The sequence below is a fragment of the Streptomyces sp. NPDC048383 genome (genome assembly GCF_040651775.1).
In the GTDB taxonomy this organism is placed as follows: Bacteria; Actinomycetota; Actinomycetes; order Streptomycetales; family Streptomycetaceae; genus Streptomyces.
The window spans coordinates 1-13,637 of sequence record NZ_JBEZKS010000058.1; the positions used below are offsets into that span (position 1 = coordinate 1).

The 13,637-nt window shown below is 69.0% G+C and carries 10 protein-coding genes and 4 pseudogenes; 5 read left to right on the forward strand and 9 right to left on the reverse strand.

Annotation, left to right across the window (positions count from 1 at the left end; genetic code table 11):
• Together AB0D46_RS30780 and AB0D46_RS30785 are read right to left on the reverse strand one after the other, a co-directional pair.
• A pseudogene (locus AB0D46_RS30780) lies at positions 1-94 on the reverse strand (ATP-dependent DNA ligase); the annotation flags it as partial.
• A gap of 101 nt (positions 95-195) precedes the next feature.
• Complete coding sequence (locus AB0D46_RS30785; protein ID WP_362882338.1) at positions 196-399, reverse strand: hypothetical protein; 204 nt, start codon at positions 397-399, stop codon at positions 196-198.
• Positions 400-1,041: 642 nt separating this feature from the next.
• Here AB0D46_RS30785 and AB0D46_RS30790 point away from each other — a divergent pair.
• The gene (locus tag AB0D46_RS30790; protein WP_362882339.1) at positions 1,042-1,572 is read left to right on the forward strand and encodes an EF-hand domain-containing protein; all 531 of its coding nucleotides are present in this window, start codon (positions 1,042-1,044) and stop codon (positions 1,570-1,572) included.
• Between the two features lie 259 nt (positions 1,573-1,831).
• Here AB0D46_RS30790 and AB0D46_RS30795 read toward each other — a convergent pair whose 3' ends face one another.
• The 4 genes from AB0D46_RS30795 to AB0D46_RS30810 all read right to left on the reverse strand — a co-directional run bounded on the left by AB0D46_RS30795 (position 1,832) and on the right by AB0D46_RS30810 (position 6,094).
• Positions 1,832-2,737 (reverse strand): class I SAM-dependent methyltransferase, encoded by a 906-nt coding sequence (locus AB0D46_RS30795; RefSeq protein WP_362882341.1) that lies wholly within the window; start codon positions 2,735-2,737, stop codon positions 1,832-1,834.
• A gap of 80 nt (positions 2,738-2,817) precedes the next feature.
• A complete protein-coding gene (locus tag AB0D46_RS30800; protein WP_362882342.1) occupies positions 2,818-3,924 on the reverse strand; it encodes an NAD(P)-dependent alcohol dehydrogenase in 1,107 nt (368 codons plus the stop codon).
• Positions 3,925-3,926: 2 nt separating this feature from the next.
• On the reverse strand, positions 3,927-5,330 hold the full coding sequence (locus AB0D46_RS30805; RefSeq protein WP_362882344.1) for an aldehyde dehydrogenase family protein: 1,404 nt from the start codon (positions 5,328-5,330) through the stop codon (positions 3,927-3,929).
• An 8-nt stretch (positions 5,331-5,338) separates the two neighbouring features.
• Positions 5,339-6,094, reverse strand: coding sequence for a (5-formylfuran-3-yl)methyl phosphate synthase (locus AB0D46_RS30810; protein WP_362882346.1), 756 nt, complete (start codon positions 6,092-6,094; stop codon positions 5,339-5,341).
• Positions 6,095-6,434: 340 nt separating this feature from the next.
• Here AB0D46_RS30810 and AB0D46_RS30815 point away from each other — a divergent pair, with 340 nt between their 5' ends.
• Positions 6,435-6,689, forward strand: coding sequence for a hypothetical protein (locus AB0D46_RS30815; RefSeq protein WP_362882424.1), 255 nt, complete (start codon positions 6,435-6,437; stop codon positions 6,687-6,689).
• A 21-nt stretch (positions 6,690-6,710) separates the two neighbouring features.
• Here AB0D46_RS30815 and AB0D46_RS30820 read toward each other — a convergent pair.
• A pseudogene (locus AB0D46_RS30820) lies at positions 6,711-7,277 on the reverse strand (IS5 family transposase); the annotation flags it as partial.
• Between the two features lie 68 nt (positions 7,278-7,345).
• On the opposite strand from AB0D46_RS30820, the pseudogene AB0D46_RS30825 reads away from it, so the two are divergent.
• A pseudogene (locus AB0D46_RS30825) lies at positions 7,346-8,550 on the forward strand (IS3 family transposase).
• A 119-nt stretch (positions 8,551-8,669) separates the two neighbouring features.
• Here the strand turns inward: AB0D46_RS30825 and AB0D46_RS30830 are convergent.
• Positions 8,670-9,272 (reverse strand): recombinase family protein, encoded by a 603-nt coding sequence (locus AB0D46_RS30830; RefSeq protein ID WP_362882348.1) that lies wholly within the window; start codon positions 9,270-9,272, stop codon positions 8,670-8,672.
• A 182-nt stretch (positions 9,273-9,454) separates the two neighbouring features.
• Here AB0D46_RS30830 and AB0D46_RS30835 point away from each other — a divergent pair, with 182 nt between their 5' ends.
• On the forward strand, positions 9,455-10,051 hold the full coding sequence (locus AB0D46_RS30835; RefSeq protein ID WP_362882349.1) for a TetR/AcrR family transcriptional regulator: 597 nt from the start codon (positions 9,455-9,457) through the stop codon (positions 10,049-10,051).
• Entirely contained in the window at positions 10,048-10,611 is a 564-nt protein-coding gene (locus tag AB0D46_RS30840; RefSeq protein WP_362882351.1) for a TIGR03086 family metal-binding protein, read from the forward strand. The genes AB0D46_RS30835 and AB0D46_RS30840 overlap by 4 nt, the downstream gene beginning before the upstream one ends.
• 48 nt (positions 10,612-10,659) lie before the next feature.
• Here the strand turns inward: AB0D46_RS30840 and AB0D46_RS30845 are convergent.
• Positions 10,660-13,630 (reverse strand): annotated as a pseudogene (locus tag AB0D46_RS30845) (Tn3 family transposase).
• Between the last annotated feature and the right edge of the window lie 7 nt (positions 13,631-13,637).

Here is a 13,637-nt window from a genome sequence, read left to right on the forward strand (position 1 = left end):
CGAAGTCGGTGCGGCCCGCGTGCCAGACGACGACCTCCCCGTCCAGGACGGTTCCGGCGGGCAGCAGGCGGGCGGCGGCCGCCAGATCGGGGAAGCCGAACCCGAACCCGGCCTGTTCGCCCAGCCTGGCACCTGAGCCTCATCACGACCCGGTGACCAGCAGCCCTCACTCAAACCCAACCCCGAAACGGACAACTACTCACGTTCCGCACTCTCACAACGGGCCTCAACGCAGTACCGGAAGAGATACCGCAGGTGGGACGGCGTGATGCCGGTACGAGGAGCAGCCGTCGCGTAGATGATGACCTCGTAGTCGCGCATGTAGTTGGTGTATCCGTGATGCACAACAGCGTGATCGAAGGTCTGGTCCAGCATCTGTTCAAGTACGACGGTATCCATGCCCCCCTTCTACCTCACTCGACGAGACCTTCGACAACGAGATACACAGCCGTCAAACGCCATCGCCTCAATGATCGACCGGACAGGTCCTAGGGGCCGCGTCGTGTTAGTCACGGTGGACACCGCCGATGGGAAAGGGAGGGGCCCCCGGGGGTTCCACATCGATGCCTTCGTCCCGCAGGGCCTGGGTGGGGGCTGCCGGAGGGTTCGACGACGGTGAGCAGCTGGCCGGGGAGGTTGATGCGCAGGCCGCGGATGATGACCAAGCCCATGTGGCTTGCTCCGATGCCGACGACGCGGGTCATTCAAGAACTCCCCGTCCCTCTTGGGCGGGTGGTGCGACGCGGGGTGCGCGCCGGTGGTAGGGCGAGCAGGAGCAGGGTGACGGATGTCGCGGTGGCCAGCGCTGCGGTCCGGGCGGGGCGGGCCGCCCGTCGAGCCGGAGAACCGCTGGCTGGAGGTAAGCAGCCTCGCCCGGATCGCACGTGTCCTGCCCGACCCGCCCGAACTGATTGACGGCGGACTCACTCCTTCCGGTAACGGAGGCCGTCTCACCGTCACGCCTCTCTCGCGGCACGGTTACGTAGGAGCACTCATTGAGCCAGGCCGGGATCGACAGGCCGCAGAAGACAGGTGACACACATGCGAACCGAGGCCGCCAAGCGAGTTGAACTGGTCTTCTCCCTCTTCGACGCCAATGGCAACGGAGTCATCGACTCCAACGACTTCGACCTCATGACGGGCCGTGTTCTGGAGGCGGCGGCCGCATCGGATGACGGCGCCAAGGCCGCTATCCGGGCCGCGTTCCGCCGCTACTGGACGGTGCTGGCCACGGAACTGGACGCCAACGGCGATGGTGTGATCACCGTCGAGGAGTTCCGTCCGTTCGTGCTGGATCCCAAGCGCTTCGGTCCCACGATCGCCGAGTTCGCCCAGGCGCTCGCCGCACTCGGCGACCCCGATCAGGACGGCCTGATCGAGCGCCCGCTTTTCGAATCGCTGATGACGGCGATCGGCTTCGAGAAGGCGAACATCCACGCGCTGTTCGACGCCTTCGGCCCGGATGCCGAGGACCGCATCACTGTGGCTACGTGGGCCTCCGGCATCGAGGACTACTACGCTCCGGACATGGCCGGGATCCCGGGCGACGAGCTGGTGGCTGCCCGGGTCTGAGACCGCGCGTGAGCGACTGTCCCGGGACGCTGTCGCTCGTGATCATGGAACGCCGCTCGGCGTCCCGGGCGCGGGCGGCGACCGCTACGACGCGCCCCAGCTCGTGCCTGTGCCAGGGTGTGTCCTACTGGGCGGGGCCTGCGGCAGGGCCCCGCCCTCGAATCCTGTGCTCGGGTGGTCGTTCCTGATCCCGGTGACGCCCCCGGCCAGGTACGGGGTGCCCGGCCTTGTTCGGACGTCGTCGTGAGCGCTGGGGACGTCATGGCCGGGGCTTGTGCGCGAGTACCCACCGGTTTCCCTCCAGCGCGTCGTTCGCCTCAGGGACGGGGCCTCGTCCATGCCGGCGGGTGAAGTCGAAGGGCGTGTGCATCGAGGTGAACCAGCCCTTGGCCGTCAGGTCGCCCACGGAGTCGGGTCGTGGTCCGGTTTCGAAGAGGTGGAGCAGGTCGATGCCGATCTGTTCGCGCGTCGCCGTGTAGATCGGGCTGTCGCGGTACGCCAGCAGGTCCGGCTCCAGCTTGGCTTCGAAGGCCAGAGCGCTGCCTCCGGTGGTCAGCCTGTCCACCGTGTCGATGAGGTACGTCTCGGCGGGGCCCGGCAGGTAGAAGAGGAGTCCTTCGGCCAGCCAGACGCTCGGCACGGCCGGGTCGAAGCCGGCGGTGATCAGCGCGGTGACCCAGTCCGCGCGCAGGTCGACCGGTACGGGGACGCGCTTCACCTTCGGGGCGGCCGACAGACCGGTGAGCACCTGCTGCTTGAAGGCCAGCACGCCCGCCCGGTCGATCTCGAAGACCACCAGGTCGGACGGCCAGTCCAGCCGGAAGGCACGCGTGTCCAACCCGGCTCCCAGCAGGACTACTTGGCGGGCTTCCGTCCGGGCCGACTGGAGGAGGAAGTCGTCGAGGACCCTGGTCCGCAGGCCGAAGTAGCGGGCGAAGCGCCCCCACAGCGGGTTGTCGTCCCCGTCCGGGACCTGCTCGATGCGTACCGGCCAGTCCGTGCACGCCGGGGCGGCGCGTACAAAGTGTTCCGCGTAGGCGTCCTGGGCCAGGCTGTCGTGGCGGTGGGTCTCGATCGCCCGTGCCGCGGCGACCAGGAGGGCGGTCAGGCCCACACCTCCGTCCACGCCGTCCAGGTCTGTCTGCTGCGGCGCCGGGCCGGTCATATGTCCTCCGTTGGCGGGAGTGGGGAGTGCGGGGTGTCTGCTCGTGGGACGGAGTAGGTCTGCGGTGTGGGATGCCGCATTCATCGGCTTGTTCGCTCTGGGAGCAGGACGGGTTTGACCACGCGGCCCGCGTCGCAGTCGCGTTCGGCCTCGTTGATGTCGGCCAGCGGGTAGGTGCGGATCAGCTGGTCGAAGGGAAAGCGACCGGCCTGCCACAGTCCGGTCAGCCGGGGTATCAGCAGCCCGGGGACGGCGTCCCCTTCGCAGATGTGGCGGATGCTGCGGCCTCGGTCGAGCGTGCCCGGTTCGAGCGACAGTGGGGTGTGCAGGCGTGCCACCAGGCCGAGGCTGCCGGTGGGGCGCAGTGCTTGGAGCGCGTTGTTGATGAGCGGGGCCGAGGCCGTGGTGTCCAGGGCGTACTGCGCGCCGCCGTCGGTCAACCGTCGGATCCGTTCGGGCAGTCCGGCCGTTGCGGCGGGCAGTGGGATCGCGCCGAACCGTTCGGCCAGGGCGAGCCGTTGGGGATGCCGGTCAACGGCCACGGTCAGTACGCCGGCGGCGGTGGCCGCCATCACTGCGGCCAGGCCCACGGCTCCGGCGCCGAGGACCGTCAGGGTATCGCCGGGGCCGGCGCCGAAGGTGTTCAGTACGGCTCCGGCGCCGGTGAGGAAGCCGCAGCCGAGCGGCCCGAGCAGTTCGATCGGCAGTGCGGGGTCGACCCGGACGGTGTTACGGACCGGGACGAGCGCGTACTGGGCGAACGAGGACTGGCCGAACCAGCGAGGGGCCAGCGCCTTCCCGGTCGAGTCGGTGAGCCGCGGCGGTTCCTCCTCGCGTCCTCCGAAGAGGTTGAGGGAGGCGAAGGAGTCGCAGTGGGCGGGGGCCGCGCCGAGGCAGTTCCGACAGTGTCCGCAGGAGTCGAAGCTCAGCACGACGTGGTCACCCACGTTGACCGTGGTGTCAGGGCCGCTGCCCGCCCGCACCACGACCCCGGCGCCCTCGTGGCCGAGGACGGCCGGCAGCGGGCTGCGGCCGGCGGATCGCCGGACCGCGAGATCGGTCCGGCACATCCCGGAGCCTGCGATCTCGACCAGGATCTGGCCGGCGGCGGGTTCCGTCCGCAGGGTCACCTCCTCGACCCTGAAAGGGTCCTCGTACGAGCGCAGTACGGCCGCCTGGAACCTCATCGTCACGCCTCCCGCGGGCGGTGGACGACGAACGGCCGGAGGTTGCCGTAGAGCCCCCACGGTCCGCCCGCGACGCCGACGCCGCTGTCCTTGACGCCTGCGAAGGGCTGGGCGAGGGACAGTTCGGCGTGGTGGTTGATCCAGGCCGTGCCGCATTCGAGCCGGTCGGCCACCGCCTCGGCCCGGTCGAGATCGGTGCCCCATACGGAGCCGCCCAGTCCGAAGCCGGTGCCGTTGGCCGCGTCGACGGCTTCGTCGAGGCTCCGGTACGGCAGCACCGGCAGGACCGGTCCGAACTGTTCCTCGGTCACCACCGGACTGTCGGGCGGGACGTCGGTGAGGATCGTGGGAGCGAAGAAGTATCCCGGCCCGTCCAGCCGGTGGCCGCCGGACGCCGCCCGGGCGCCGTCCGCCAGGGCCTGCTCCGTGAGCTGTTCGACCCGGGCCAGCTGCTGGGCGTTGTTGACCGGTCCCAGCCGGGTTTCGGGGTCGAGTCCGGGCCCGACGGCGACGGTCTTCGCGCGCTGGGCGAGGGCTTCGACGACCTCGGCGTGGAGCCGGGCCGGGACGTAGACGCGTTTGACCGCCATGCAGACCTGTCCGCAGTTGCGGAACGCCGCCCAGAACAGCCGGTCCGCGATCCGGTCCACGTCGACGTCGTCCAGCAGGACGGCGGCGTCGTTGCCGCCCAGCTCCAGGGTGACCCGGGCGAGCGAGCCCGCCGCCGCTGCGGCGACGGCCCGCCCGGTGGGCACCGAACCGGTGAAGGTGACGTGTTGGATGCCCGGGTGGGACGCGAGGCGGGCACCGAGGGGTTCGCGGCCGGTGACGATGGTCAGTACGTCCTCGGGCAAGGCGGTGGCGAGGACGGAGCCGAGCAGCCGGGTGGCGAGCGGAGTGAACGGCGACGGTTTGAGGACCATCGTGTTGCCCGCCGCGAGCGCGGGCGCGAACTTCGCCGCCGCGAGCTGGAGGGGAAAGTTCCACGGCACGATCGCGGCGACGGGCCCGAGCGGGCGCCAGCGGACCTCGCTACGCACAGGCCGGCCGTCGTCGATCCGGCGGGTCCGGGGAGCCAGATCCGCGAAGTGGCGCAGACGGGCCGCAGTACGAGCGACCTCCGCGTACGACTCGGCCAGGGGCTTGCCCTGTTCCCGGGTGAGCAACCGGGCGAGGTCGTCGCTGGCCGTCTCGACGGCGTCGGCCGCGCCGCGCAACGCCGCGGTGCGGGCCGCGGGGTCGGCGCGCCAGCCGGACCAGGCTTGCTCAGCGCGGGCGACCACGCCGTCCAACGCGCCCGGCTGCTGGTCGGGGGCCTCGTCGAAGGTCTCCCCGGTGGCCGGGTCGACGACGGAGAAACGTACGGCCCGGCCTCCGGGGAGGCTGCCGGCCTCAGGCGTCGGCATGCCGGCGGTCAGTTCCCGGCGGGGACGCTGACGGCGTGCTCCCGGGCCTGCCGGTCCATCTCCGCCCGGAAAGCGGCCACCAGATGCGGCTGAATCCGTCCGGCGTTGCGGTCACCGCCCTCGCAGACCGCTCCCCGCACGCCCACGATGTCCGTGCCCATGCGGGTCAGCGGACCGAGGTCGGCCTGCGTGACACTGCCCGCGAGGGCCGCGAGCAGACCGGCGGTGTGGGCCCGCCGTACGAACTCGGCACAGACGTCCGGAGGAACGTGGTCGAACAGCCGGGTCCCGTCCTTGATGGCGGTGTCGAGCATGGCCGCGTCGGCACCTGAGCGGGCGGCGATGTCGGGCACGGCGAGCGGGTTGACGCAGCCGATGCGGTGGGCGTCGGCGTAGCCGGAGGCGACGACGAGCGCGTCGGAGCGATGGTCCTTCACCGCCCGGACGACCGCGCGCATGACCTCGATGCCTTGATCGGGCGTCGTGCATCCGTAGAGGCCGACCTTGATGTACGTGGCACCGGAGACGACCGCGCCGAGCGCGGCCTGCGCCACCGTGCCGGGCTTGTACGGGACGTCACCCACGGTGGCGGACACCGGCTTGTCCGCCGGTACCGCGTCGCGGATCTCCCTGATGACCCACGGGAAGTTGGCGCCGAGCGATCCCTCGTCGGGCTTCTTCACGTCGACGATGTCGAGGTGCTCCGCCGCTTTCGCACAATCGAGGGCTTCCTCGACACTGTCCGGGGAGATGAGAAGCAACACCACTGAGCTCCTTCCGCCGCATGTCCCCCTGGCCGAGGGACAGGGGTGCGGATCGCCTGGTTCATGTGCGGTGCGCCCATCATGTCCGTCACCCGTGACCACAGGCAGGGCGCACAGGGTTACCTGGGATGCTCACCCCCACCCACAGTGCGCCGTGCATACCGGGATGAACCGGTCCCGCCGGCAACGTGGTCGCGCGGAGTCGAGGACCAGTACCTGCCCGAGTAGTGCCTCTGTTCTTGTGTCAGAGGAAGGTCCGTCACGGCCGTGCCGTCCGTGTTTCGCGTCGGCATCGAGGCGGTCTCAGGTGGCCCCGAACTCACCGACATGCCAGCAGGACATCGCCACGCGAAAGAGGACACGAGATTCGGGACCCTACACGTGCGGGCTGCCGGAGTGGTTCGGCCGGACCCTGGACGCGTGGTCGGACACGATCGAGACCCGGGGCATCTCCGAGGTGATCGACAGCTACGACAATCTGATCGTGCACGTCGACCAGCAAGGTCTCTTCGGTGGGGATCGGCGGGAGGCCGATGTCCTGGCCGGCATCTTCGACGGCGAACAGAACCGGCTCGTCGTCCATGGGCTGGTCTGAGAAGTCCTTTGGACGCCTTGCTCAGCGCCGGGTCCAGATGCGATGGCAGCGAGGTGGAGTGCGGCCTGGTAGGCGATGGCGAGTTTGTCCGTCCGCAGTGTCAGGCCGCGCCACTGCTTGAGTCGGGCGATGCACCGCTCGACGGTGTTGCGCTGCTTGTATGTCTCGGCGTCGAAGCCGGGCGGGCGGCCTCCCGCGCGGCCTCGCCGCAAACGGTGACGGCTCTGATCGGCTGGCTCTGGGATGACCGCACGGATGCCACGCCGGCGGAGGTGTCCACGGATCGCTCGGGAAGAGTAGGCGCGGTCCGCAAGGACGATTGCTGGGCGGGTCCTTGGTCTGCCGGGTCCCTTTCGAGGGATCCGGATTCTGTCCATGACCGCTTCGAAGGCCGGCGCGTCACCGGCCTGGCCCGCGGTGACGTGGATGGACAGAGGCCGTGCCCGACCGTCGCTGGCCAGGTGGACCTTTGTGCTCAAGCCGCCGCGGAGCGTCCGAGAGCGTGATCAGCGGGCTCGGACCGGCCGGGCGCCCCCTTTTCCTGGCTCCGGCCGAATGCTGGTGAGCCCGACAGACGGTGGAGTCCACCGGGGCCTTGATCCCGAATCCTGAACACACGAGACACTGGATCCTGAGGATCTGAGAACGGACATCTCGTGGTCATGAAGAACTACCCGCCGGAGTTCAAGGCGGACGCGGTCGCGCTGTACGAGTCGCGGCCGGGAGCGACGATCAGGTCGGTCGCCGCCGATCTCGGGGTCAATCCGGAGACGCTGCGGAACTGGGTGCGGGCGGCCGGAGCAAGTCGGCCGCGGGGACGGCGTGCCGAGGGAACGGCCGAGGCTGCCGCGCCGCTGGAGGTGGAGAACGCCGCACTGCGGAAGAAGATCCGGGAGCTGGAGGAATAACGCGAAATCCTTCGGAAAGCGGCGAAGTATTTCGCCGGGGAGACGCGCTGGTGAACCGCTTCCAGTTCGTCGCCGACCACCAGCGCCGTCACGGCGTGAAGCGGCTGTGCGACATCCTGGGCATCGCCCGCTCCAGCTTCTACTACTGGCGCCGCACGGCTGCGGACCGGGCAGGCCGGCAAGCCGCCGACGCCCGCCTCGCCAACCGGATACGAGCCGTGCACCGGGAATCGGACGGCACCTACGGAGCCCCGCGGATCACCGCCGAGCTCCGCCAGTACAGCGGTGAGCCGGTCAACCACAAGCGTGTCGCCAGAATCATGCGGGCGTCCGGAATCCAGGGCGTCCGCCTGCGCCGCCGGCACCGCACCACCGTCCCCGACCCCGCCGCGGCCAGGGCACCGGACCTGATCGGCCGTGACTTCACCGCCGAACACCCGAACACGAAGTACGTCGGCGACATCACCTACCTGCCCATCGACGGCGGGAAGTTCTGCTACCTCGCGACCGTGATCGACCTCGCCTCACGCCGCCTGGCCGGATGGGCCATCGCCGACCACATGCGCACGGACCTCGTCATCGACGCCCTGGCCGCAGCGGTCCGGACCCGCGGCAGCCTCGCCGGATCGATCATGCACACCGACCACGGAGCCCAGTACACGAGCAGGGCATTCGCCGAAACGTGCAGGTCAGCAGGGGTCCGACGGAGCATGAGCGCGGTCGGCTCCAGCGCGGACAACGCTTTCGCGGAGTCCTTCAACGCGACCTTCAAACGCGAGATCCTCCAGGGCCGAAAGAGCTGGACCAACGAGCGCCAGGCCCGACTCGACGCCTTCCGATGGCTCAACCGCTACAACACCCGACGCCGGCACTCCAGCCTCGGACACCGCAGCCCCATCGCCTACGAAACCGCACTCGCAACACAACCAACTACGCTGGTACCAGCCGCATAAACCGTGTTCAGGATTCGGGGTCAAGGCCCCCGAGACCGTCCATTCCATGTCGTCATCGGCATCCGCCACCGCAAGGAGGCCCCGGACTCCTATCTCTGACCCCAGGTGCAAAGTAGCGGTCAGGACTTCGTGACCGCGGTCTTCTTGGGCTGGCGAGGCACGGTCTTGGTCTTGTCGAGGTGTCCGTACACCGTCGACCGCGGCGCTCCGAACAGGTCGGCGATCTGCTGGACGGTCTTCTCGCGGGCGTCGTAGAGCCGCTGGGCGAGCACCGCCTGGTCGTTGGTGAGCTTGGGCCGGCGCCCGCCGACCCGTCCGCGGGCCCGTGCGGAGGCGAGCCCGTCGTTGGTATTCGCCACGATCAGCTCGCGCTGTAGCTCGGCGAGCACGGACAGCATCCCGAACATCGCCCGCCCCTCCATCGTGGACGTGTCGATGCCCTGCTCGATGACGTGCAGCCCGATGCCGCGCTCGCGCAGCTCTGCACCGAGGGTAACCAGGTGGAGCACCGAGCGGGAGAGCCGGTCGAGCCGGGTGACCTTCAGTGTGTCGCCCTCGCGCAGCAGCTGGAGGACGAGGTCGAGCTTGGGCCGGGACGCCTTCGCGCCGCTCGCGGTGTCGACGTGGATGTTGTCTCGGTCGACGCCGACCCGCAGCAGGGCGTCGATCTGATGATCGGGGTTCTGGTCGGCGGTCGAGATCCGCGCGTAGCCGATGAGCATGTGTCGGAATCTATCGGCAGGACCGTTCACCGACGTTGATTATCGACGCGAGTTGCCGACACTGCCCACCTGCGGGTTCGCGATCGTGTCTCCGGGTGTCGGCAGACGATCGTTTTTCGACATCCTGCAGTCTTCCCGGAATCTCCTGGTGGAGTGATGCTCTAGAGCACTACTCTGGCGCCATGTTGGGTTCCGAGACGTACCAGCGCATCCTGACCGCGGCCCTCGGCTGTTTCCTCGAAAACGGGGTGCAACGCTCGACGGTGGAGCAAGTCCGTAGGCGGGCGGGAGTCAGTAACGGCAGCTTCTTCCACCACTTCCGCACCAAGCAAGATCTTGCCGAGGCGGTCTACCTTCACGGTCTCCAACAGCACCAGGCCGAGCTGATGGCCGTGCTGACGCCTCAAGCTGCTCTTCAAGCCGGCATCGAGGTGGCCGTGCGCCGCCACCTCGCCTGGGTGGAGGCGCACCCGGAGCTGGCTGTCTTTCTTGCAGCGCCACCGGACTGGGTCACGCCTCGGGATGCTCCCCGGATCGCGGCCTGTAGCGAGGAGTTCTTCCAAGCTGTCGCCCAATGGCTGAGGGACCGTGGCTGGGACGGCACGCCCGACCTGAGCGTGGTGGTCGCTGTATGGATCGGACCGGCTCAGGAATACACCCGCAACTGGCTGATGGGCGGAGCCGGGCTACCCCACACGGCGGCAACAGCACTGGCCCGGGCCGCGTGGAACGCCCTGCACCCGCTCCTGACGACACCCACCTTGGAGGAAGCACAATGAACCATGTCTTCGCGCGTTACCAGCGCGTACTCGCAGGCGTCAGCGACGTCGTCGATCGAGTGCCGACACACCGCTGGAGCAGCGCCTCTCCCTGCCCGGGATGGACCGGCTTACACGTGCTGGGACACATCATCGACGGCCAGCAGCAGATCGCCGCTCTGCTGTCGGGCCAGGGACCTCGTGAGCCACTTCGGGATCCGGCCGAGGCGGTCGTCGGGCATCCGGTCACTGCCTGGACTGCCACTCGCCGGTCCATGCTGGATCTGATGAACACCACCGATCCGAACAGCCGTGTTGCCTCACATCACGGCGAAGTGACGGCCGAGTGGGTACTGGCCACGGCCGTCATCGAACCGCTCGTACACGCCTGGGACCTCGCGCAGGCCGCGGGTTTCGACACGTCCCTTGACGGCGAGGCCGTCGAGGCGTGCCTGACCGCCATTGCTCCCATCGCGGAGCAATTCGCCGCTACCGGAATGTACGCACCCGCGCTGACCGCTTCGGCGCAGGCCACGCCTCAGCATCAGCTTCTGGCTCTCCTGGGCCGGAAGGCTGCGTGACCCTCGGAGCGGCACCCGCTCGCGTGTCCTGCGCTCGACGGGCAGGCTTCAGCCGCGCGAACCTGCGGGAGCGGTGAACGTGCGGGGCCTTGGGACGGCCGCGACCAAGCTCAAGTCGAGCCGCTGGCTCATGTCGAGGCGGAAGGTTCCGTACGGGTTGACGTTCGACCAGAAGAGCGCGGTCAGCCCGCGCCGGTCCTCGTTCGTGAGCTTCGATGCCCAGGCCGGTTCGCCGAGGACCTGCTGGAGCAGCAGGGTGTTGATATGCACGAGCGCGGACTGGAGTAGGTGCAGGGCAAGCATCGATGTCTCGGCGTGCTCCTTGTCCGGGCCGGTCAGGGCGCCGTCCTTGCCGTAGTGGAGGACGGTGTTCGCGCTGTTCCAGTTCTCCACGACCTGGAGGCCACCGTGGATCTCGCGGCGGATGCCCGGGCTGGCGAGGTAGTCGCAGGCGAAGATCGTGCGTACGGCGGCCCAGTTCTTCGAGGGCGGCGTAGGTGGGGTGTTTGGGGCCGCCGCGGGTGAAGCGCCGCAGTACCTGCTCGGCCTCGGCGGTGCCCAGGCGCAGTGCGGTGGCGTACTTGACCATCTGGTCATACTGCTGGGCGATCAGCTCCCAACGGATCGGCCGCGTCAGGGAGCCGCCGAGCGCCGGCCAGCCGGGCGGGGTGTCGTCGGGGCGGTACAGGCGGATGCTGCCGATGTTCTTCAGCCGGGGCAGCAACCGGAAGTTGAGCAGCTCGGTGAAGGCGAACCCGACCACGGACGCGCCGTGCGTGTCGACGTAGTTCGACTCGATCTCGGCGTCCGTGCAGTGCCGCAGCAGGCCCTCGATCATCGCCGCGACCTCAGAGGAGGAACAGCTCTTGAGCTGGGAGTAGATGCAGACGTTCTTCCGCTCCACATGCCAGTAGATCATCACGCCGTTGCCGCCGTAGCGGGCGTGGTATTCGGTCATGAAGTTCGATGACCAGGACCCGAACTTCTTGCTGTCGCTGGCGCACGCGGTGCCCTGGCCCCACCATGCGGTCTCGCGGGCGGCGAAGGTGGCGTTCACCAGCCTGGTGACAGCGGCCCGCAGGTTGTCGACGGTGATGAAGTGCCGGCGGACGTGCCGTAGGGCCGCCTCGGTCTCGCCGTGCTCGCCGGTCGCCACGATCGCCCGGATGCCCATATTCGTGCCGAGGGCGAACAGTGTCAGGAGGAGTCGGCGCTGGAGGGTGGCGCGGTCGATGCGCTCGTACGCGGCGACCGAGGAGAATTCGTCGGTGAAGCCGGTGAGGAAGTCGGCGTTCTTCAGCACATCCAGCAGGTCGAGCACGCCCCACCGTCGTACGACCTCGTCCTTGAGGGCCTGGAGGCCGGTGGGCTCGTCCAGCGGCTCCAGCTTGGGCACGGTGATCCACGGCTCACCCTTGCGGGTGGTGACCTTCACCCCGCCCGCCGAGCCGTCCGCGAGCGCCGCCGACAGTCGGTCCAGTCCGTCAGTCATCCGGCGCTTGAGTCCGGTGACGAACTCCTTAGGGTTCTCGGGCTGGCGGATCGCGGCGTAGTGCACGGTACGGGCCGAGTCGAAGTCGCCGGGCAGGTCGTCCTCCGGGTCGCCCCACCGCCTCCCGCCCTCGACGTAAATCTCCCGGCGCCGGATCGCGTCCCGCAGCGCGACCAGGACACACAGCTCGTACGGGATGCGCTCAACCCTGCCCTTGTCGTCGACGACCGCCTCGCGCCAGTCCTTGCGTACGACACCGTCCATCGGCACAGTGTCGCCAGCGTCGTAGAAGCGGGTCTTGCCGTCGACGTCGGCGTACTTGGCCAGCAGCGCGAGCGCGTCCATCACCGGCCGGTAGGCGGTGTTGTTGCACTTGAAGCCCAGCGTGTTCAGCAGCGGCGGCAGCATCTGCCGGTAGTACGAGCTGTACGACGAGCGCAGTGTGGTGCGGACCTTGGCCTTGAACGCCTTCTCGTTCGCCTTCGCCTCCGCGACCAGGTCGCGCAGCGTCTTCTCACCCCCCACCGGATACAGCACCGCGCGGACGGTCCCCTCCGGCCGGCCCACCGCCGCGTCGGCAAGGCGGAAAAGGATGCCTTCCTTGCCCCTCACCTTCTTCAGCTCCGCGGTCAGCTGTCGTTCCACCCGCCGCTCGGCACGGGCGTTGATCTTGTGGACCAGGGCGACGAGCAGTTCCACCAGGGCGTCGGTGATTTCCGCCTGACGGGACGCGCACAGCGCGGCCAGCAGGGTGGTCCGTACGTCCTCGCCTGCGTCCCGGAAGTCCGAGGGGTACATCTTGATCGCCCGCGCCCTCCATGCGGCCACCAGCTTCTCCGAGCTGTCCGCGAACAGCCCCTCCGGCAAGCCGAGCTGGCGTACGGCGGTCAGCTTGGTGATCTCTGTCAGCAGCGAGTCCAGCCCCACCGCGCCCGGGTCCCGCTTCAGCGAGGCCAGCAGTGCGGTGCCGTCCTCGTTTCTCTCTGCCACCAGGTCGAGCAGGCGGCGGGCGCACGCCTCGCCCAGGCGTGCGACGGTCTGCGCGTAGAAGACACGATCGGCCCGCGCCCGCGCCGCGGCCACGATCCGCTCGATACGGCCCGGCGGCTCGATGCGGTCGCTGCGACACTGCACGAGCAGGGCCTCGCGCAGCCGATCCTCGGCCAGCTCCACGGGGCAGATCTCATCGGCGAGCCAGTCGGTCAGCCGTTCCTCGTCGGCGCGGGTTGCCGGGCGGAATCCGAGGGCCTCGCGGATCTGCGTACGGTGCCCCTTCGCGGACCGGGACGACAGGTCGTACTTCCCCAAGTCCTCGCCCGGCACCTTGACCACGTCGGCCACGTAGTCGACCGCGGCCGGCGGGAACTCCTCCAGGAACTGGGGGAACCGGCCTTCCAGCTCGAAGAATTTCAGTATCAGCACGAAGCCAAGCCGAGTCGGCCCGGACTTGTTCGCGACCAGGTCCCAGTCGCTCCCCACCGGCGTCCAGCACGCCACAACGTCCTCGGGCGACCACTCCCGGCGCATGAACCCC